General features: G+C 46.3%; 13 protein-coding genes. 8 read left to right on the top strand and 5 right to left on the bottom strand.

The window, feature by feature from the left end:
• Window positions 1-19 precede the first annotated feature (19 nt).
• The gene (thrC, locus tag J7529_RS03635) at window positions 20-1,108 is read left to right on the top strand and encodes a threonine synthase (protein WP_413038803.1); all 1,089 of its coding nucleotides are present in this window, start codon (window positions 20-22) and stop codon (window positions 1,106-1,108) included.
• Window positions 1,109-1,177: 69 nt separating this feature from the next.
• Here thrC and J7529_RS03640 read toward each other — a convergent pair whose 3' ends face one another.
• Window positions 1,178-3,718, bottom strand: coding sequence for a CHAT domain-containing protein (locus tag J7529_RS03640; protein ID WP_318727872.1), 2,541 nt, complete (start codon window positions 3,716-3,718; stop codon window positions 1,178-1,180).
• Window positions 3,719-4,145: 427 nt separating this feature from the next.
• Between J7529_RS03640 and J7529_RS03645 the strand changes: the two genes are divergently transcribed.
• From J7529_RS03645 to J7529_RS03670, 6 genes are all read left to right on the top strand, one after another.
• Window positions 4,146-5,957 (top strand): aromatic amino acid ammonia-lyase, encoded by a 1,812-nt coding sequence (locus J7529_RS03645; RefSeq protein ID WP_318727873.1) that lies wholly within the window; start codon window positions 4,146-4,148, stop codon window positions 5,955-5,957.
• Between the two features lie 503 nt (window positions 5,958-6,460).
• Entirely contained in the window at window positions 6,461-7,972 is a 1,512-nt protein-coding gene (locus tag J7529_RS03650; RefSeq protein WP_318727874.1) for a long-chain fatty acid--CoA ligase, read from the top strand.
• A 74-nt stretch (window positions 7,973-8,046) separates the two neighbouring features.
• The gene (locus J7529_RS03655; RefSeq protein WP_318727875.1) at window positions 8,047-9,075 is read left to right on the top strand and encodes a methyltransferase; all 1,029 of its coding nucleotides are present in this window, start codon (window positions 8,047-8,049) and stop codon (window positions 9,073-9,075) included.
• 215 nt (window positions 9,076-9,290) lie between these two features.
• A complete protein-coding gene (locus J7529_RS03660; RefSeq protein WP_318727876.1) occupies window positions 9,291-11,174 on the top strand; it encodes a thiamine pyrophosphate-dependent enzyme in 1,884 nt (627 codons plus the stop codon).
• 129 nt (window positions 11,175-11,303) lie between these two features.
• On the top strand, window positions 11,304-12,422 hold the full coding sequence (locus J7529_RS03665; protein WP_318727877.1) for a ketoacyl-ACP synthase III family protein: 1,119 nt from the start codon (window positions 11,304-11,306) through the stop codon (window positions 12,420-12,422).
• Between the two features lie 111 nt (window positions 12,423-12,533).
• Window positions 12,534-13,676, top strand: a complete 1,143-nt coding sequence (locus tag J7529_RS03670; RefSeq protein WP_318727878.1) for a 3-oxoacyl-ACP synthase III family protein — start codon at window positions 12,534-12,536, stop codon at window positions 13,674-13,676.
• Between the two features lie 190 nt (window positions 13,677-13,866).
• Here J7529_RS03670 and J7529_RS03675 read toward each other — a convergent pair whose 3' ends face one another.
• Window positions 13,867-16,614 carry an S-layer family protein gene (locus J7529_RS03675; RefSeq protein ID WP_318727879.1) on the bottom strand — a complete coding sequence of 916 codons (2,748 nt, stop codon included), beginning with the start codon at window positions 16,612-16,614 and terminating at the stop codon, window positions 13,867-13,869.
• A 375-nt stretch (window positions 16,615-16,989) separates the two neighbouring features.
• Here J7529_RS03675 and J7529_RS03680 point away from each other — a divergent pair, with 375 nt between their 5' ends.
• Entirely contained in the window at window positions 16,990-18,786 is a 1,797-nt protein-coding gene (locus J7529_RS03680; RefSeq protein ID WP_318727880.1) for a ShlB/FhaC/HecB family hemolysin secretion/activation protein, read from the top strand.
• Between the two features lie 14 nt (window positions 18,787-18,800).
• On the opposite strand, the gene J7529_RS03685 is transcribed toward J7529_RS03680, so the two are convergent.
• The 3 genes from J7529_RS03685 to J7529_RS03695 form a co-directional block, all read right to left on the bottom strand.
• Window positions 18,801-19,088: a DUF2288 domain-containing protein gene (locus J7529_RS03685; RefSeq protein ID WP_271943598.1), complete on the bottom strand. Its 288-nt coding sequence runs from the start codon at window positions 19,086-19,088 to the stop codon at window positions 18,801-18,803.
• A gap of 38 nt (window positions 19,089-19,126) precedes the next feature.
• Window positions 19,127-19,765, bottom strand: coding sequence for a lysophospholipid acyltransferase family protein (locus J7529_RS03690; RefSeq protein ID WP_271943600.1), 639 nt, complete (start codon window positions 19,763-19,765; stop codon window positions 19,127-19,129).
• Window positions 19,766-19,830: 65 nt separating this feature from the next.
• Window positions 19,831-20,634: an ABC transporter permease gene (locus J7529_RS03695; RefSeq protein WP_318727881.1), complete on the bottom strand. Its 804-nt coding sequence runs from the start codon at window positions 20,632-20,634 to the stop codon at window positions 19,831-19,833.

Genomic DNA, 20,634 nt, shown 5'->3' on the forward strand with positions numbered 1-20,634 from the left:
TGCCACTTTATCAACCTCGATCGGTCAAACTCATCCAAACTCGTCCGCACGCAGTATTTGGAAAGGATTAATTGAAACCTACCGCGCCTACCTTCCCGTAACTGACAATACGCCTGTGGTGACCCTATTAGAAGGTAACACACCTCTGATTCCTGTGCCGGCGATCGCTGCTCAAATCGGAAAACAGGTTCAGGTCTGGGTAAAATATGATGGCTTAAACCCCACCGGAAGCTTCAAAGACCGGGGGATGACGATGGCAGTCTCGAAAGCAAAAGAAGAAGGCTCGAAAGCCGTGATTTGTGCCAGTACCGGCAACACCTCGGCCGCTGCTGCTGCCTATGCTAAACGAGGCGGATTAAAGGCATTTGTTATTATCCCTGAAGGTTATGTCGCTCTGGGTAAACTAGCCCAAGCCCTGCTCTATGGGGCAGAAGTTCTTGCCATTAAAGACAACTTCGACCAAGCCTTGGCGATCGTACGTGAAGTCTCGGAAAAGTATCCGGTTACCTTGGTCAACTCTGTTAACCCCTATCGCCTCCAAGGGCAAAAAACAGCAGCCTTTGAAGTCGTAGATGCATTAGGGGATGCTCCGGACTGGCTTTGTATTCCTGTGGGCAATGCAGGCAATATTACTGCCTATTGGATGGGTTTTTGTGAATATCATCAAGAAAAGAAATGTAGTCAACTGCCAAAAATGATGGGGTTTCAAGCGGCTGGCGCGGCCCCCATTCTTGCTGGACATCCCATCGAACATCCAGAAACCCTCGCCACTGCAATTCGTATTGGGAACCCTGCCAGTTGGGATCGAGCAGTGGCAGCCCAAGAAGCCAGTGGTGGCCAATTTCAAGCGGTTACCGATGAAGACATTCTCAATGCCTATCGCCTGTTAGCCTCCGAAGAAGGTATTTTCTGCGAACCTGCTTCTGCGGCTTCGGTAGCTGGGTTATTGAAGGTGAAAGACCAAGTCCCAGAGGGAGCCAAAATTGTTTGTGTTCTCACCGGCAATGGTTTGAAAGACCCCGACACAGCGATTAACCATAGCCAAAATCCCTGTCATCAAGGCATCAAACCCGATCTAAAATCTGTCGCTGCTGCCATGGGATTTTAAGGGAATAGGGAATAGGAAGTCCTCCCGTCTTCGCATCTTCCCTATCCTCCTACTCACCAACACGGAGCGTTAGAGCCAATTCCCAACCATGACAAAAGAGGCCCAGAAGAAAGGTTCACGAAAGCTTTTACTCTCTAGGAGTTTAAGCTGCGCCTGGCGAAGGGCTTCAGCTTTGCCAATACCAGGTTGACGCAAGTCTTCATAGAATTGGGCCATCAGTTGAGCAGCAACTCGATCCCGGACGGGCCAAAGACTGGCAATGGTGGAGCGGGCCCCAGATTTAACAGCAAATCCGGCTAAACCTAAAGCTGCGCGATCATCTCCGGCTGCCGTATCGCAAGCACTCAAGACTAATAACTCTAGGTTATCTTTACTCCTGCGGCGGTCTTTGAGTACTTCGGATAATTCTCGCACATTCAATTGTCCATCCCACACCAGTAAAAAGGTATTCTCTTGAGTCGAGCCAAATTGTCCATGGGTAGCTAGGTGAACCACATTGGGATGGTCTCGTTTTAGTTTCTGTACCAATTTGTCTCGCGTAAAGGTTTGGTTGAGTAATTGAGTCGCCTGGATAGTATTGGAAATCTCTTGGACTTCCTGTTCTACTTCTGGCAGAGCAGCAAATCCATTAATCGCCTCACTAATGCCACCAACAAGAGCCTCAATCTCCTGTTCTTGCAGTTCGTTAGCTGGTAACAGTTGCAAACCTGGAGACAAGGCGATCGCATATTTTTCGATCAGATACTGTTGTCCGTCATGGAGGGCGGCTACAGGCACGCGCTGGAGGAGATCGTCAAGGACAAACACTAGGGTGTTATGACCTTGCAATGCATTATCTTCTTCTGCGGGCCGAATCAACCAATCATAGATCTGTTGGGAGAGTTCTAATCGTTTCGTATTATCTGAGACAGGATGTAGGGTAGCAAAAAAGGTTTGGAATGTTTGGGTTGCCTCCTTTTGAGAAATAGAATGAGTGTAGTAACGGATGGGTTCAGATGCAGCAGAGACAAGGACGACGAGGCGATCGCGAAGCATAATCACGTACAGGAGAGCCGCGTCAGGGTCAATGGCATCAATTTGTTGAGGTTTGGCTTCTAAACAGGCATCTTCAAAAAAGTCATCAAGTTCTGCCAATTGTAGGCTCTCAATGAGGGTGCGGACCTCCGCTAATTCGGTTTGACCAGGATGATTATCTAATAGGAGTCCAACTAATTCTCGGTAAACAGGTTCCACACTTTCGCGAAAGGAAAACTGAATCTCCCGGTCAACCCCGACTAAGTCACCTCGCAACGCTTGCAGAGCATCAATGGCTTCTCGGTAAGCGGCGATCGCTTCTGTCTGATTTCCTTCCTGTTGCAGTACCCGGCCTAAATTCCAAGCCGCTTGAGAAATAATCACATTGGCTTGCATAGCCTGACCCAAAGACAGGGACTGTTTGAGTAAATTTTCCCCTGCTGAGGTTTGTCCTTGGCGAGCATACAGTGCCCCCAATTGTTCTAGAGCATAGGCTTCTGCTGTAGCATCCTTCAAACTACGGGCATCTTGCACCGCAGCACCCAGAAGCTTGGCGACTTGGGATGGCGGTAGGATCGTGTCTGGCCGCTCAAGGGTATTTAAAGTATGAGCAAAGTTGACTGTTGCATAGATGCTAGAGCGGCTGGCAGGCAATGTATCAATTTGCTTTTGGAGAGAAGTGGCAATTGTTCGAGTCTCGTTCTGCTCTCCAAGTTCTGTATACAGTTGCAGGAGGTTGAGTTTTGCATCTAACTGAGTCTTTCCATTCTTGGCTGTACGGTCCGCTTGTTGGAAATAATAGAGAGCGTCAGGGGTATTATTCTGGTCAGCGGCAATATTCCCTAAACTTAATAAAATTGGACTCAGTTCGCTGTCTGCGTTGATCTGTTCTGCGAGAACCAAAGCCTGGTCTAGAATTTGGCGTGCATCGTTCCGATATCCATTCAGATGTAAGGCATTGCCCAAACTATGGAGGGTTTGAATTTTGAGCAGTGAATCATCAAGCTGATTGGTTTGTTGCGCTATCTCTTCAAGAGTATCATAGGCTCGGCCATAATACCCCAAACTATGCCAGACTCGCGCTTGGTTCAGTTGGCTCCCCACCACGCCTTGACGGTCTCCAGCTTCTTGGTAGTAGCTTTCTGCCATCTCCCAAGTGTCTAAAGCCTTTTGAGGTTGCCCCAAATAGAGAAAAAGATTGGCTTGCGTATTGAGAACTTGGCCCCAAAGAAAGGCTTGTGGCTCAGGATCAGACTCTAAGATCTCGATACTCTCTTCAATAGCTTCCTGGGCTGGTTCTGGAAGGTCTAGTTTTTGATAAGCGGAGGCGAGATAACTTAAACTCAAGGCTTGATAGGCATCATCTCCTGCACTCTCATAGGCCTGTGCTGCTTGCTTCCAAATTTTAGCTGCATCTGCAAAGCGACCCAACTGATAGAGTTGGCGACCTTGCTCCAAAGGAGTGGAGGTTTGTGCAGAGGCGACAGGAGTGGGATCAGGAACGATCGCGATCGCGCTTTGAACATATAAAGCGAGACCGATGGTTACCAGTGCAATTAAAAGATAATTCCAGTAACGTCGTAATTTTCTTATCATAGTGTTCTGTTTAAGACGTAGTGTTGTTGAACACTTAGAAAATAGCTCATTTCTTCTGCCGATGGGAGGGGTCTAACCCCCCTTCCTTAAATCGTCAATGCACTCCTCCACCCCTTTCTCTGTGTGGGACAGGGTTTAGAACCCAACGATTTAATTATTAAATTCTTCTATAGTGCTGCACTTCGCGTTCGGAAGTGGAGAGTACGCATTTTGCAGTAATAGGCAATCTTTCCATCTCCGCGTCCCCCTATCCTCTTTTCTGACTATCGATACTTATACCTATGTTGTATATACATAGATATATCTTATCAACGAGAGGTTGACTTTAGTAGGGGATCATCTATTATGTGTATATATAACGAATGAGCTGGTATCAGCCCATGAATAGATTTACTTAGCAATTAAGGCGGATTGAGGACGTTAGTACATGATAAAAACCCCAGACTTAATGGGTGCAAACACCAAAGCCTTGCGGGAAAAAGAACAAGTGACCTTGACAAGTAAACGGCAAAAACAACAGGGAAACCGTGTGCTTCAAGGGACTTCACAACTGTTTGGGGAAAGACCGTCTAGGCAAAATGCGCGATCGCCTATTCCGAGGCATGAAAATAAAATCGTAACGGTGGGGGATGAGAACCTTACCATCCCAGACGTAGCTGAAGTCGCTCGCCAGGGGACTTCAGTTCAGTTAGCAGATACGGAAGAACTGTTAGAACAAGTTAAGGCTGCTCACAACTATATAGAAGATGCAGTTGCTCAGAACAAAGCCATTTATGGAGTAACCACCGGTTTTGGTGGCATGGCAGATACTGTTATCTCCTCTCAAGAAGCAGCCGAATTGCAAAACAACTTGATTTGGTTCCTCAAGTCAGGAGCGGGAAAACCATTACCCCTAGCCGATGTCCGAGCAGCAATGCTCTTACGGATGAACTCGCACCTTAAAGGAGCATCCGGAATTCGACTGAAACTGATTAAACGGATGGCTACTTTTCTCAATCAAGGGGTTACCCCCCATGTCTACGAGTACGGATCGATCGGAGCAAGTGGCGATCTAGTGCCCTTAGCTAGGATTACAGGCGCATTGATTGGTATTGATGACTCCTTTACGGTTGATTTTCAAGGGCAATCGATGCCTGCCCCTCAAGCCTTGAAGAAACTGGGGTTGAAACCGTTAATCTTGCATCCAAAAGAAGGGTTAGCGATGACCAATGGCACATCGGTGATGACAGGTATTGCTGCTCTGTGTGTTCACGATGCCCAACAACTGTTAGCCTTAGCCATGGGGACTCATGCCCTCTTTGTGCAAGGATTAGCTGGAACCAATCAATCCTTTCATCCCTTTATCCATGACTTGAAACCCCATTCGGGTCAAAAGTGGGCTGCTGCTACGATGCTCGACCTTTTAGAAGGCTCTGTATTATCGCGAGACGAACGGCAAGAGCAGCAGCACTTTGAAGGAGAGAATTTAATCCAAGACCGCTATTCTCTGCGCTGTCTACCTCAGTATCTTGGCCCCATTGTGGATGGACTGAGGGAAATTGCGGGACAGATTGAAGTAGAAATGAACTCGGTTACTGACAATCCCTTAATTGATGTTGATAATCAAACTACGTACCACTGCGGAAACTTCCTCGGTCAGTATGTCGGTGTAGGGATGGATCGACTGCGCTACTATCTGGGACTTTTGGCTAAGCACCTGGATACGCAGATTGCTCTTCTGGTCGCCCCAGAGTTTAATAATGGCCTTCCCCCTTCGTTAGTTGGTAATACCGGCCGAAAGGTGAATATGGGCTTAAAAGGTTTGCAAATCACCGGCAATTCCTTAATGCCCCTCTTAACTTTTTTTGGTAATTCTATTGCAGATCGATTTCCCACCCATGCTGAACAGTTTAATCAGAATATTAACTCTCAGGGGTTTGCTTCTGCTAATTTAACCCGGCAAGCAATCTCCATTTCCCATCAGTATATGGCAGTGGCTCTCATGTTTGCTGTGCAGGGCGTGGATCAACGAACCTATAAAGTTGCTGGACATTACGATGCCAGGGAGTGCCTTTCTCCTACGACTGAAAAGCTCTATAGTGCTGTTCGAGCAGTGGTAGACAAACCACCTTCAAGTAGAAGGCCTTACATTTGGAACGACTGCGAGCAATCCCTTGATTATCACATCGCCTGTATAGCTACAGATCTAGCACAAGGGGGGCTTATCTCACAGGCAACCCAAGAGATGAGCTTGTCTTGAGCTGATTAGGAAGTAGCTATCTTTTTTAGATCCCACTCTAATGGGTTGGGTAAAATTATTTGTTTTACTGCTGATACTGTATTTTGCTTTCTTCACTAGGAAAGAGCACAATACGACTCGGTCGCTAAACAATATCTGCCTAACATTCCAACAACCTATATGGGCAGGTCGGCTGTGATATGGATCACTAAAAGCCTTCTTCAGATCTAAATATCTCCCTAACATTTTAACAACCTATATGGGTAGGTCGGCTGTGATATGGATCACTAAACTATTCCCTTTTGCCAAACTTGTAAGTGTCAATATGATTCAATTTCTCTATTCATTAATCATTCCTCGGAGTGTGAGGAATTGGAAGTTGCTGCGCCTTGGGGAGTCAGCCCTTGTGGAAGAGGGAGTGGGAAATCAGCAATCAGGAACAGTCAACAACAAGGGAATTCTCCACTCCCTAGCGCAAAGCATTCTCTCCATTCCCGAAATTTTTATCTGAAAAGACAACAGTCATGAACATTACAGAGCATTTGGAACGCGATCGCAAAATTTTTCCCCAGCGAGTCGCCCTACGGTTTGAAGGACAGGAATTTACCTATCAACATTTGGATGAATTGGTCAATCGCATGGCCAATGGACTGAAGCACTTGGGTGTAGAAAAAGGCGATCGCGTGGCGTTATTTTTGCCCAATATCCCGGAATTTGTAGTTGCCTATCTGGGCAGTCTCAAGATTGGAGCAGTGGTAGTTTCGCTCAATGTAATGCTCAAACAGGACGAGGTACTCTTTATCCTCAATGACTGTGAAGCCAAAGCGATCGTTACCACTCAAGACTTGAGAATGCAAATTTTGGCAGATGACCTTGCCCATCTCCAGCACATTTTAATTGCAGAAGGCAAAGCAGAGGAAGACGTGAGTTTGACCCGTTTACTCGCTCGCATGTCTCCTCATGCCAAGGCTCTCTCCATGCAGCTTCAAGACCCAGCCGCTATTATCTATACTTCAGGAACCACTGGATTCCCAAAAGGTGCAACCCTCTCCCATGGCAATGTAGTCTCCAATATGCACTCAGTGAAGCATAATTGCCAGATTCAGCCCCATGATAAGTTGCTGCTGTATTTACCCCTCTTCCACTGTTTTGGGCAAAATTTCATCCTCAATGGAGGACTCAATGCAGCAGCCACCATTGTCTTACAGCGTCGCTTTGACCCAGAGAAACTGGTCGAAACCGTACAATACGAAGGCATTACCATGTTCTTTGGCGTACCCACAGTATTTGCCAAGCTACTAGACATGCAGTTGCCCCCCTTAGCCCTGAGAACTATCCGCTACTACTTCAGTGCAGCAGCAGTACTGCCCGCTGAACTGACCAAACGGTGGCAGGAGCAATACGGCCAATGGGTGCATGAAGGCTATGGGTTAACCGAAACCTCACCGTTCTCCTGCTATAACCACGATTGGCACTATAAATTGGGTTCCATTGGAATGCCCATTGAGAATGTGGAAATGCAGGTTGTCGATGCCCAAGGTGAGCCACTGCCCCCTGGTGAAGTTGGAGAATTAGTGATTCGTGGCCCGAATGTAATGCTGGGGTATTTCAATAATCCCGAAGAGACAGCCAAAGTCTTAAAAGATGGATGGTTCCATTCTGGAGATTTAGGTCACATGGATGAAGATGGCTATTTCTACATTGTCGATCGCCTCAAAGACATGATTAATCAGTCTGGGTTCAAAATTTATCCAGCAGAAGTGGAACGAGTTCTTTACCAACACTCGGATGTGATCGAAGCAGCCGTCTATGGCGCTCCCCATCCTACCAAGGGAGAGGTCGTGAAAGCCAAGGTGCGCTTAAAAGCGGGGCGATCTCTCAAAGCTAAGGCATTGCAAGCATTTTGTGCCGATCGCATGGCCAAGTATAAAGTGCCCAGTTCCATTTCCTTTGTAGACAGTCTGCCGAAGAATCCCACAGGCAAGATTCTCAAACGAGTGTTGCGAGAAGAAGAACTCGCTCTCAAGAAAAAATAGGGAATAGGGAGTCGGGAAAACAAACACTGCCCACTCACCACTCCCCATTAACGTTACAACCTTTTTGGAGATTTATGATGACCTCAGCTACTTGTGTTCAAATTCACAAACCCCACACTGATGACCAGCCGTTATGGGATCTTATCTTGGGATATCTTCCCCAACGAGTGTTACTCTTGGCCCACGACCTCAAACTTTTTCCTCTGTTGGCACAACAGCCTCGCTCTATCGCAGAAATTTGTCAATCACTCAATATTGAATCCCGTCCAGCTTTTGCCATGTTGTCGGTGTTGGTATCGGTTGGATTAGTGGAAGAACAAGCGGGTAATTATTCGCTAACTCCTTTAGCAGAAGATTATTTACTAGCTAGCAGTTCCACTTATGTTGGTGAAGTTTTGGATTCAATGATTGCCAATGACACGGTCGTGTTTTCGTTTGAGAGTTTAAAACGCGCTGTCTTAACTAATTCTCCCCAATTCCAAGGGTTTGAGACCTTTAAACAACAAATGGATCTAGCCCGCTTGTTTACTCGTTCAATGCATAGTCATAGCATGGCAGCCGCTTTAGCTTGGCCAAAAGCCATTGACTTGTCAGGGTACAAGCAACTGTTAGACATTGGTGGTGGTTCGGGAACCCACTCCATCACGGCGATATTGAAATGGTCTGCTTTAAAAGCGATTGTGCTTGACCTACAGCCAGTATGTGAAGTAGCGAAAGAGTTTATCGCCCAGTATGGTTTAGAAAACCGCATTCAAACCCACAGCAGTGATATGTGGGAAGAACAGTTTCCAGTTGCTGACTGCCATTTCTATGCGGATATCTATCACGATTGGACACCAGAAAAAGGACGATTTTTAACCCAGAAAAGCTTCGATAGCTTGCCTTCTGGAGGTCGGTTGATTATTCACGAAATGCTCTACAACGACTCTAAATTTGGGCCACAAACTGTAGCCAATTATAACTTCACGATGTTAGTCACAATGCAGGGACAACAATATTCAGGTCGCGAGTTGTCAACCCTCCTCTCTGAGGTTGGGTTTGTGGATGTAGAAGTTATCCCGACAACTGGCTATTGGAGTATCGTCACGGGTTGCAAACCGTAGAGTCATATCAAACCCATTTGTTTATGCTACAGATCACCATCAGGGTAGAGATAAGCCATGACTTGTCTCTACAGTACACATGTGTAGCCAACATTTAAGGATTTGATATCAGAATTTATTCGATTGAGGGAACATTATTACAAGCTTCCCCATTCCTTCACCTGCTTACTCAACGTTCAACATTACAACTTTTTTGAATTAGGAGGTCAACAAAAATGGGTTTTGATGAAACCAAGGGACTATGGGAATTTAAATCTGCACAACCCTCTCAGGTAGAGTTAAATAGCCAATTCCAAAACACGAAAAAAGCAGTATCCGTGGCCCACGCTATAGTCAAAATGCTGGAACAATTTAAGGTCAACCATGCGTTTGGTATCTTAGGAGGTGCAATTACTCCTCTAGTGGAGAAGTTAGAAAACAGCTCAATTACAGTACATCACTACCGGCATGAGTCTGGTGCTGCTTTCGCAGCCTGCGAAGCCTACTTTGCCAGTGAAGACTACTCTGGTAAAAAGAATGCCAAGACTCCCCCAGTCGCCGTGTTTGCCACTACCGGGCCAGGATTGACAAACACACTCACAGGATTGTTTGCCGCTCGTGGAGAAGGAGCAAAGATCATTTTTCTCTCTGGTGCAACTTATGGGAAAAATAGGGGGCGCTTGGCAGCGCAAGAAACCAGTACTTATGCCATGCCTTCTGATCTGTTGGCTTCAGGAACCCTGTTTGATTATGCAAAAACCATAGAAGCGGTTGAGGAATTACCAGAAATTGCCCGTCGGTTAGCGAAAGGGTTAGAGCAACCAGGGGGATTTATTGCCAATATCAACATTCCCACTGGGATTCAAACCTTACTCACCAAGGCGCTTTCCCCAGCCGTTTTTTCCATAACTCTCGACCCAATTATCGCGACTAAGAAGAAAATAGTCAAACCTTGGGTTGATTGTTTGTCCAAAGAACCCTTTGTCATTTGGATTGGTTTTGGAGCGAGACATGCAGCAAAACAAATCCGTAAATTAGCAGAAGAAACAGGGGCGAAAGTCATCTGTTCGCCACGAGGTAAGGGCATTTTCTCTGAAGAAGAAGATGGGCAATTTTTGGGGGTAACTGGCTTTGGTGGACATGCAGAAGTCCTCGATTATATGTATAAAAATACTCCCAAGCAAATCCTTGTTTTGGGAAGCAATCTTGGGGAATTTACCTCGTTCTGGAATCCTGACTTGCTTGGAACAAATTTAGACTTGCTGCAGAAAGAGAATCTAGAAGGAAAATCCGAGAATCTAGAAGACAAATCAAGTTATAAATTAATTTATGTAAATCCCGACCAGACTTTGACAGGACTTGCGTATCCTGAAACCAAAACTTACTGCATCAGTTCTGAGATCCGTCCGTTTGTCAAAAAACTGCGGAAGCAACTACAAAAAAAACAATCTGATAAGAGTCTGACGGAAAAAATGGTTGGAAAAAAAACGTCTGAGACTCAAGTGGGTTACGACTATTCTAAAGCTTCTGGCCTCGTCAATCCCGCTCTGCTTATGGAGCAGATTCAAGAAGTGATTATCAACAACAGTACCGCATTGGTGATGGCTGAACCAGGGAACTCTTTTGCCTGGGCCATCAATCGTTTGAAATTTTCTCAACCTGGTCGTTTCCGTACCAGCACTTGCTTTGCTTCCATGGGTCACATGACTGCGGGAGTTGTGGGGGCAGCCGAGGCACGGAAGGATAAAGCTGTGGCCATTGTTGGAGATGGCTCGATGCTGATGAATGGTTGTGAAGTCAGCACGGCAGTTAAATATAACATTCCTGCCGTTTGGATTGTCCTCAATGACAGTCGTTACAATATGTGCGAACAGGGCATGGCGCTTCAGGGCTTTAAAGGTATCGATGTCCAAATTAATCAAGTTAATTTTGAGGCCATAGCTAAGGCCATGGGGGCTGAAAGTGTCCGTGTTACTAACCCTGTCGATGTGAAGAGTGCTTTAGAGCAGGCATTAGCATCAGATAAACCGTTTGTGGTCGATGTCGCAATTGATCCAAGCGTGCAAGCACCCATCGGCACTCGGATTCAGAGCTTAGTATCGCAAGGTTCTGCCCATTGATGAACTGATATTACAGGCTTGTGAAGAGGTGATGTTTGATGCTTTTTTTCTGCTCACTACTCTCCAGCACGTAGCACGAATCGTCACTTGTTTTTCTCATTGCTGCAAAAAATCACGACGTATATCACAATGAAACCCGTTGGAATTCAATCTCTAGCCATTACTCTTCCCCATGTCATTCGCACCAATGACTATTATCGGCAAAACTACCCTGATGCGGTGGCTAAAGCAGAACAAAAAAACTTGGCCAAGGTGTTTTCAGCCTCCCAATCTACCCCCAACCCAACTGAGTTTGACCAAGAAATGGCCAAATACCTATCCGATCCGTTCCGGGGGGCAGTTGAACGCCGAGTCTTAGGTCCTGGGGAGTCTCCGTTAACGTTAGAGTATCGTGCAGCCTGCGATGCTTTGGAAGCGGCTAATCTTGCTGCTAGCGGCATCGATTTGTTAATCAGCGCCTCGTGGTTGCCTGAATATTATGTTGCTCCTGGGAATGCTGTCTTCCTAGCGCGTCAGTTTGGCGTGAGTTGTCCAGCATGGAATATCGAGTCGGCTTGCTCGAGTGGTTTAGTGGCATTTCAAACTGCTTGCGCTCTGGTACAAACTGGACAATACCGTAACGTGCTAGTTACCTTATCATCGACTAATTCTCGGTTGGCCGCTGAGAGCGATACATTGTCTTGGTTCCTAGGTGATGCTGGTGGTGCTTTTGTGGTCAGCGAGTTGAAATCCAATCAAGGCATTTTGGGTGCGAAAGTGGTCAACACGGCTGATACTTGTGGCGTTTTTGTCCACGAGTTCGAGCCAACCGAACAGGGCGATATTCGAGTTTGCTTGCGAGCTGGGAAAACTGGGAGCCGTCCCCTGCGTGATACGGCTGGAGATTTAGTCCGGACTTGCTGCCAAGGGGCTGCGGCTGCGGCTGGTGTAAGTTTGCAAGACATTGACTTTTTTGCTTTCAATACTCCTCTGGCTTGGTATTCCAGCTTGTGCGTGAAGGCACTGGGTATTCATCCAGAACAGACACTTAATCTTTTTCCCAAATACGGTAATCTCGGTCTCGCGCTACCTGCCGTTACCCTCTATCATGCGGCTCAGTCAGGTAATATTCGCGAAAATGATTTGGTTTTGGTTTACACCGTTGGTTCCGTTTCTACGGCTGGAGCCGTGGTGATGCGTTGGGGTGATGTGGTACTTGGGCCAGCTCCTGCCCCCTCGCCCAGTTCTGTCATGCCCGCTTTGGTTTAGAGCGTTTTAACGTCTTTTGTTGGGGCAGTGTCCCTTTGCCTACCCCATTCCCCATCCATTGTTTCTTGGTCACAAACCAATTCTTAGTCAACAAACATAAGGAGTAAAATCATGTTCAATCAATCTGTAGGAATTCGTTCATTAGCAGTCAGCCTCCCTAGGGAAATTCGTACGAATGATTATTATCGGGAAAATTATCCCAAGTTAGTCGAGGAGGCAGAAAAACTAGGTTTAGCTCGAATTTTTGTTCCTGAAGAATCAAGCTCCAACCAGGTTGATATCTACACCGAAGAGATGCTCCCCTATTTGTCCGATCCTTTCCGAGGTTCTGTAGAGCGGCGAGTAATTGATAGGGAGGAAAACGCTCTCACCCTAGGATATCGTGCGGCTTACCAAGCTCTCGAAGCAGCTAATCTTACTGCTGAAGAGATAGATTTAGCTATTGTCAATACCACATTACCCAAAGGAGTTATAACCGGTGATGCAGCCTTTTTTGCTCGCGAACTAGGGCTGAAGTGTCCGGCTTGGAATATAGAGTCAGGCTGTTCTGCTGCTATGGTTGCTCTTCAGACTGCTTATGCACAAGTCAGATCTGGAGAATGTCGCAATGTTTTGGTGATAACCTCCGCAGCTTTTAGTGATTTTCTGTCTCCTAATGACACTCTTGCATTTATTTCAGGTGATGGTGCCAGCGCCTTTATTGTCAGTGAGGTGAATGCCAATGACGGAGTAATCGGCAAAAAGATTTTGAATGCTGGTGAGAGTTGGGGCGCTCTCGATAATCACTTCATTCTTGACAAACAAGGTAAAGTTCAAATTGAATTTCAGCCCACTGGAAAAGCATCAACTCAGACAGTACATAGCCAGCTTTTTTATCCCTGCTGTCAAGCCGCTGCTGCCGCTGCCGGAGTTACACTCAACCAAATCGACTTTTTTGCCTTTCATACCCCCACCGCTTGGATTGCTAAGGCTTCTACTCGGTCTCTCGGTGTAGATTTTGCTCGGACAGTTGACCTTCACCCTTACGTTGGTAACATTGGATCAGTTACAGCTCTCATCAACTTGTACTTCGCTGCTAAAGCAGGTCGTATTCGTGAAAATAACTTAGTTCTCCTCTATACTATTGGTTATGCTGGCAATGCTGGTGCAATAGTTATGCGGTGGGGCGATGTAGCTTTAGGCCCACTCCCTGAAAACTCAGAAAAAATCCTCCAGGCAGCTTGTAGCCAAGAGCCTGTTGCTGTAGTGGTTTGATCTTAGCTCCTTTAGGTTACATCAGTAGATACAAAGGGTAGGTTTAAAACCGGCATCTACCCATTTAGTCAATATGCCCCCCTGAAGATAGAAGAAACCCGGCGATCGCCACTAGGCAGAGACTGGGTTTCTAGCCCCTGCTCCCTTCGACTCTGCTCAGGGAGCGCAATCAGTGAATCCTCATTAATGGTTACGGGCAAACCCCCTGATGATTGCCCCCACGGAAATAGCGTACTGGCTTTGACCAGTCTACATACAGTTCCATCGTGCCATCGGACAGCCGTCTGGCTGCATTAGCCTCGATAATCGGAGGTACGGGTTGAGGTCGTTGTCTGGCTGTTCTGTCCATGTAAGGAGCAGGGTTGCGGATATCATGCCAGGTAGTTACGCCAGAGCGCCTGATACGGGGATTTTCTGGCGTTCCTCCCCGTCCACTGACCACAAAACGACTATTGCCCACCGCATCGCACCCTTGAACGATGATGGTCTCTGGGTCAATCACTTCTGATTCTAATTCAGTATCCTGTTCGGTGGGATTGACATTGAGGTTAGAAATGGTGACTGTCCCACTGAGTCCAAACTGGGAACTAGCCGTAATATCGCTCAACGGGGTTAAGTTTTTCCGGAATTCTAAGCCCAAGATACTGTTACTAACAATATTAATATTGCCCCCATTGCCTTCAAACGCATTGGCAATAATATCACTGTTTTCTTCAGAAATAGCAAACACAAAGGGACTGTTAATCGTAATATCCCCCCCATTGCCTGCACCTCTGGCTTCCGTAGAAATCAACCCGCCATTGCGCAAGAGGAGGACATCGCCCACTCTTAGCTCAATATTTCCCCCTTCACCCGAAGCCGTTTCTGCCGTTAACCGTCCGCCATCGCGTAATTCTAGACGATAGGCTTGCAGTTGTAAGTCCCCCGCATTTCCGGTTCCGTTGTTGCGAACCGTGATTTCCCCTTGATTGAGCAGTTGAATCAGATTACCATTAATCGTGATATTGCCAGAATTCGCAGACAGGGTTTGACTTTGCACCCCTACTTCTCCCACTTCCGTGGAAATTAAGCCTTGATTACGAACTAACAGTACATCCCCCACTTGCAGATCAATCTTACCCCCCCCACCGGAAGCAGTTGCAGTGGTAATTTGTCCTTCGTTGGTAACTTCAATACGGTTAGCTTGAATTTGGAGGTCACCTGCTGTGCCAGTTCCTTGATTTCCTACACCCACTCTTCCACCATCAGAAACAGTTAAGCGAGGGGTGTTAATGGTTAAACTACCTGCATCTCCAGAAGGGAGATCGGGAAGTCCTGTTGCTTGACGAAACACTTCTGGTAAAATCGGAGCATCTGATAGGATTTCAGCTCGAAGTTGCCCATCTTCTGTCTCGCCAATACCACTGACTTCTATAGAATCCGTAGCGTTGATCGTTAAGTTTCCTGCCGATCCCTCAGCCACTGTTGAGGCACTAATCGTTGCCCCATCTCTAATGACCAATCTAGAAGTGTTTACTAATGTTGTTCCTCCCTTTGCTTCAGTAGCTGTTGCATTACTGAGAACAGTTCGTCTTAAACTTACAGGAATAAATCCAATCAATGTAATGGATTCAGAAGCATTAATAGTAACGTTTCCAGCTTGCCCCCTACCTAGAGTGCTATTGCTGATATTCCCTCCATCCAGAAGGCTTAAGTCTTGAGTCTCAATGCTCAGATTCCCGGCATTACCTTCTCCTGCTGTCACAGCAACCAAACTACTGAAAATATTTGGATTGTCACTGGCAAAACTATTCACTTCTACCCCATCAGCCGCACTGACCGATACATCCCCTCCATCCCCACTGCTATAGGTTTTGTTATGTATAATTCCTCCTCCTGATAGCAACAGGTTTCCCGTAGAAATATTCGTTTGCCCTCCTGCTCCCTCACTGACCGTTTCATTAAATAAGAGACTTGGAAATGTCTGTTCTACATCAGTTCCACTAACTTCCAACATCTCACTCGCCTTCACCGTTAAGTCACCCGCAGGACTTGAACCCCTATTTTGAATCAATCCTGCTGACCCTCCTGTGAGCCGCACTTGCCGTCCCACCATCTCAATGGAACCGCGTCCTAATCCACTGGCATCCACTGCGGCCTGTTGTGATAAATTAATGTCTCCAAAACGTTCTACTCCCTCATATCCCAATCGCCATCCTCTCTCCACAGAGGTTAAACTCACTTGTCCTTCACCCACCCCCGCTAGAGCAATATGTCCTTCAGGCGCTCTAACTACTCCCCCAACTAAGTTCACTTCTCCTCCAATTAAGGCTAAAGTATTTCCCGAACTCACCTCCAACCCAGGATTGGCCTCGCTGCGGTCTACTGGAGAGGTCCGAATACTTCTAATCGTCAATCCATGTCCTTCACCGTCCACCTGAATGGGAGCTGGATTATCCATATTAAAATTTAACCCAATCGGAGAATTAATGGTCAACAACGGTTCCTCACTAGGGTCGTTCGTATTAAACACTACTCCATCATTGAAGATAATCCGATCGGCTGTTGTGCCAAAAAACGACCCACCCAACCTCAACTGCGCTCCCGAACCAAACCGAATTCCTGCCGGATTAATCAGGAATAGATTTGCTGTTCCTTGTGCTTCAATCAACCCATTAATAAAGGATTGATTCCCCCCAGTCACCCGACTAAAGATATTTTGAATATTAGGACTATTCTGGAACACTGCCGAACCCCCAAAAGGAACTGAGAACTCCCGGAAACTATGAAACAAATTCTGTCCCGCAGTTGTTCCTCCATCAATCATAAAATGGGGATTTCCATTTACCCTCGTCCCCAATGAGCCATCAGGAACTACCTGAGCAAAGGTGGGTGAAGCAGTAAAGGCAAAAGTCGCAGCAACCAGTGTCGTTGAAAGAGTGAGCCAAGTCCGTTGCATAGCTATGCTCCAGATGAAACGCTTTGCCTCGAACGTATATCTAGATAGCATGATTGTCAAGTAAATAATTAACCTTTATTAAGTATTAATAACGCCAATATTCTTCATTCCTCTGGTTGTTGTACTCTCAATCCCTAAAGTTGAGAAAGGCAGCTTTGGTAGATGACTGCTGGTTTCTTGGGGTTTTAATTCTCCGGAGAATAATACCTTATCTAATATTTATCTATCAATTGAGTTTGATTTTTTTAGCTTTTCTGTGATAGAAAAACATTGTGAAAACAGGGATTTACTGCTAGACTACACTCGATCCCACTGGCCCTGAGCGGAGTCGAAGGGAGGGGGATAGGGCACTAAAAAGTATCCTGGTTATAATTTATGCTTAATCGAGTTCAATTTAGCCGTAAAATAGGTCTTTTTTTAGCAACTGTGGTGCTATTAGAGGTCAGTCCAAGACCCGTTCTTGCTTATCGGAAATCTAGTCCAATGATTGCAGATGCGATCGCTCTAACTGAGTCTCCTGGCTCCCTCTTACCCTTGGATTCTGTAGGAATAAAAATTAGCCAGCGCATTACCCCTCCCATTCCTCAACCGCCACTGCCGAGTGAACCTCTACCCCTTCCAGAAGAGATCCTGATTCCTCCTGAATCTCCAGAAGACTCAGAAATCATACCGTCGGAAGGAGAAAGTGATTTTTGGATTGAGAGATTTGAAATTGAGGGGAATACAGTCTTTAGTAATGAGGAATTAACAGAAGCACTTGCCTCTTTTCTCCAGCAAGAGTTAACCTTGGTTGAACTGTTAAAAATCCGGTCAGTTATTGCTGAACTTTATAGCCGTGAGGGTTACATTTCTTCTGGAGCGATTTTTCCTCTACAAAGAATAACTGATGGGACGCTAAAAATTCAGGTTATTGAAGGCAGTTTAGAATCGATTGAAGTCATTGGAGTGCGTCGCCTCAGTTCTAACTATATTCGTAGTCGCCTCGCTTTGGTGGGTTCCCCTCCACTAAATATCAACCGTGTATTAGAAGGGATGCAATTGTTGCGCTTCGATCCTCTTATAGAGAGCATTACCGGCGAACTGCAAGTGGGGAGTAGCCCACAAACCCGCATATTGGTGGTCACGGTTACGGAAGCTGATAGTTTTACGATTACTACTAATCTGGATAATGCTCGTGTTCCTAGTGTGGGTACGTTTCGCCGACAATTGCTGATCGAGGAAGGCAACTTAACGGGTTTGGGGGATAAATTTCTCAGTATTTATACGAATACGGATGGCAGCAATATTTTTGATTTCAATTATACTTTGCCCTTAAATGCCAGCAATGGAACCTTGAGTGCTGGGTTTGGCATTAGTCGTAGCCGTGTGATTACAGAGCCTTTCGATCGCCTGGGGATCACTTCTGCCTCTAACTACTATAGAGTCAGTTATCGCCAGCCGCTTATTCGGACGACTCGACAAGAACTTGCCCTAGGATTGACGTTTTCTTGGCAAGATAGTCAAACGGAATTAGAGCTGGATGATATTGGGCCTTTTCCCCTTTCTCCTGGAGCCGACGATCGCGGTAGCACCCGTATTGCTGCTCTGCGGTTTTTTCAGGAATGGACAACCCGGAGCGAACGGGATGTTGTCAGTTTGCGATCGCAATTTAGTTTCGGTTTAAATCAACTCTTTAATGCCAGCCGTAACGAAGCTCCTCCTGACAGTAATTTTTACACTTGGCGGGGACAAGGACAGTGGGTGCATTTGTTGGCTCCTGATATGCTATCGATTGTTCGTACCGATATCCAACTAGCCGATCGCCCTCTGGTTCCTTTGGAGCAAATGGGACTAGGTGGAGTAGACACTGTACGTGGATATCGTCAAGAAGCTCTACTGACCGATAATGGAGCCTTATTCTCAGCAGAAGTGCAACTGCCTGTGGTGCGAGTTCCCAGGGTGCAAGGAATTTTACATCTGATTCCCTTTATTGATCTTGGGGTCGGCTGGAATGAACAGGATTTAGACCTGGAAGAAAACTTCTTAGCTGGAATGGGTTTAGGACTATCTTGGCGAATGAGCGATCGCTTCATAGCTCGAGTAGACTGGGGTATCCCCCTAACTTCCCTTTCCTCTGATCGCGAGAGTTGGCAAGAAAATGGCGTTCATTTTTCTATCCTCACGAATTTTTAAACTTTCATCGAACCCTAGGCTTCTTGCACGAGAACATAGGGTTGGACAATAAGAGCCTCAAACTGTTGATCTTCAACACGCTCCCAATGATTTAATTGTTCGAGGGTGGGTTTAGTGATCAATTGTTCGCTAATCCAGTGTTGTACGGAAGTGAGTTGATCCGTAGCGATCGCTACTCCGACATCGACTAAATCTAATCCTTGAGTCACCACTACCACATTATCCCTCGCAATATGAGGCTTGAGCCATTGCCATTGTGCCCGATCCACTTCTTGCGTGAGACGTTCCCTAATGTCTTCCATCTTTGAGGTTATCCATTCTAATTTTGCACCTGCTTATTCTACCGTCCTAAGTCATGGAGTGCATGGATAGCATCTTTACAGACTTCGGTCACTCGCTCTAACTCTGCTCGTTTGGTTGTTTTTGGCGGATCGATCGCAGAGCCAATACGGACGGTAATCGGAACAGAGCGCGGGAGAGGAGTCTCTTTAACGAGGATGTTTTCTGTACCCCATAAACTAATCGGTAATAGGGGCGCTCCAGCTTTAGCTGCAATCATCGCTGCGCCTAATTTCGGCGCACTAATGCGACCGTCTGGAGTCCGAGTACCTTGTAAAAATAATCCTGTCGCCCAGCCTTCCTCTAAAGCAGATAGGGCATTACGAATGGCACTGCGATCGGCGGCTGCTCGTTCAACGGGATAGGCTCCATATAAGCGGATAGCTTGTTTTAATACGGGAACTTTAAATAATTCTTCCTTAGCCATAAAAGCGACCGGTCGCCGCACGCAGTTGGAAAGAATGGGGGGATCGAAATAACTGGCATGGTTACTGACAATGACTAAAGGCCCCTCCTGGGGAACGTTTTCAGCCCCATAAATCTGACCTTGAAAATACACATGCAGCATGGGACTGACCACAGACCACTTGAAGAGGTGGTAAAGAACAAGACTTTTCAAGGGTTCGCGGTTTTGAGTCATGGTTTTGAGAACGAATCGGGATAGGGAAGAAAAGGTTTAGAGATTTTATCAAACTGAGCCGCTCTTTAGGGTTTTACTTTGATTAATTTATTGAGTCTAAGCTGATGGGAGGGACTTAATAGCGCTTGCCAGGTGAGCAGGACAACACCGAGAGTTCCTAATGCACTTCCAGAGGCGATCGCAAAGACAATGATGATTTGATACCGCACTGCATCCAAGGGGCTAGCTCCGGCTAAAATTTGACCGGTCATCATCCCGGGTAAACTGACCACTCCCATCACCATCATCGAGTTAATGATGGGAATCATGCCGCGCCTAACGGCTTGTTTGACTTCGGCATGGGTGGCTTCCCATCGGGTTGCTCCTAAGCTCAGAAGAGTTTCAATTTTGCCCTGATTCGTCACTAAACTCTCCATAAACTGCTCTAGCCCTAAGGACACTCCATTCAAAGCATTACCTAAAATCATACCCAATAGGGGAATTAAATATTGGGGATCGTACCAGGGAGTGACTTGAATTACAGCCAGGATAGAGAATTGGGTAATGAAGAACGCAGCCACTAAAATGGAGAGGAAGGAGCGCCAATAGATACCCACAAATCGCCTTGAGGTGCGGTTAACGCCAGACATTCCCGCGATGCTGGTCATTAGGATAGCCAGTAGTAAAATGGCGATCGGATTCGATAAGGAAAACAGCCAATTGAGGACATATCCAATTAACAATAGCTGGACGACCATGCGAATCGTGGCGATCGCTAATGTTTTCTCTAATCCTAACCGCAAACCCACCGATAATCCCATATTGATGAGAATTAATAGGGATGAACTGACCAATTGAATCTCACTAATGGAAATCGTGCTCTGGGACAT

It is taken from the genome of Roseofilum sp. Guam (assembly GCF_017746735.1).
In the GTDB taxonomy this organism is placed as follows: Bacteria; Cyanobacteriota; Cyanobacteriia; order Cyanobacteriales; family Desertifilaceae; genus Roseofilum; species Roseofilum reptotaenium.

Coding starts and splice junctions, on each gene's coding strand:
- J7529_RS03690 (WP_271943600.1), bottom strand. CDS start 19,765: ATGACTCAAAACCGCGAACCCTTGAAAAGTCTTGTTCTTTACCACCTC.
- J7529_RS03695 (WP_318727881.1), bottom strand. CDS start 20,634: ATGTCCCAGAGCACGATTTCCATTAGTGAGATTCAATTGGTCAGTTCA.
- J7529_RS03675 (WP_318727879.1), bottom strand. CDS start 16,614: ATGCAACGGACTTGGCTCACTCTTTCAACGACACTGGTTGCTGCGACT.
- J7529_RS03685 (WP_271943598.1), bottom strand. CDS start 19,088: ATGGAAGACATTAGGGAACGTCTCACGCAAGAAGTGGATCGGGCACAA.
- J7529_RS03650 (WP_318727874.1), top strand. CDS start 6,461: ATGAACATTACAGAGCATTTGGAACGCGATCGCAAAATTTTTCCCCAG.
- J7529_RS03680 (WP_318727880.1), top strand. CDS start 16,990: ATGCTTAATCGAGTTCAATTTAGCCGTAAAATAGGTCTTTTTTTAGCA.
- J7529_RS03660 (WP_318727876.1), top strand. CDS start 9,291: ATGGGTTTTGATGAAACCAAGGGACTATGGGAATTTAAATCTGCACAA.
- J7529_RS03640 (WP_318727872.1), bottom strand. CDS start 3,718: ATGATAAGAAAATTACGACGTTACTGGAATTATCTTTTAATTGCACTG.
- J7529_RS03670 (WP_318727878.1), top strand. CDS start 12,534: ATGTTCAATCAATCTGTAGGAATTCGTTCATTAGCAGTCAGCCTCCCT.
- J7529_RS03665 (WP_318727877.1), top strand. CDS start 11,304: ATGAAACCCGTTGGAATTCAATCTCTAGCCATTACTCTTCCCCATGTC.
- J7529_RS03655 (WP_318727875.1), top strand. CDS start 8,047: ATGATGACCTCAGCTACTTGTGTTCAAATTCACAAACCCCACACTGAT.
- J7529_RS03645 (WP_318727873.1), top strand. CDS start 4,146: ATGATAAAAACCCCAGACTTAATGGGTGCAAACACCAAAGCCTTGCGG.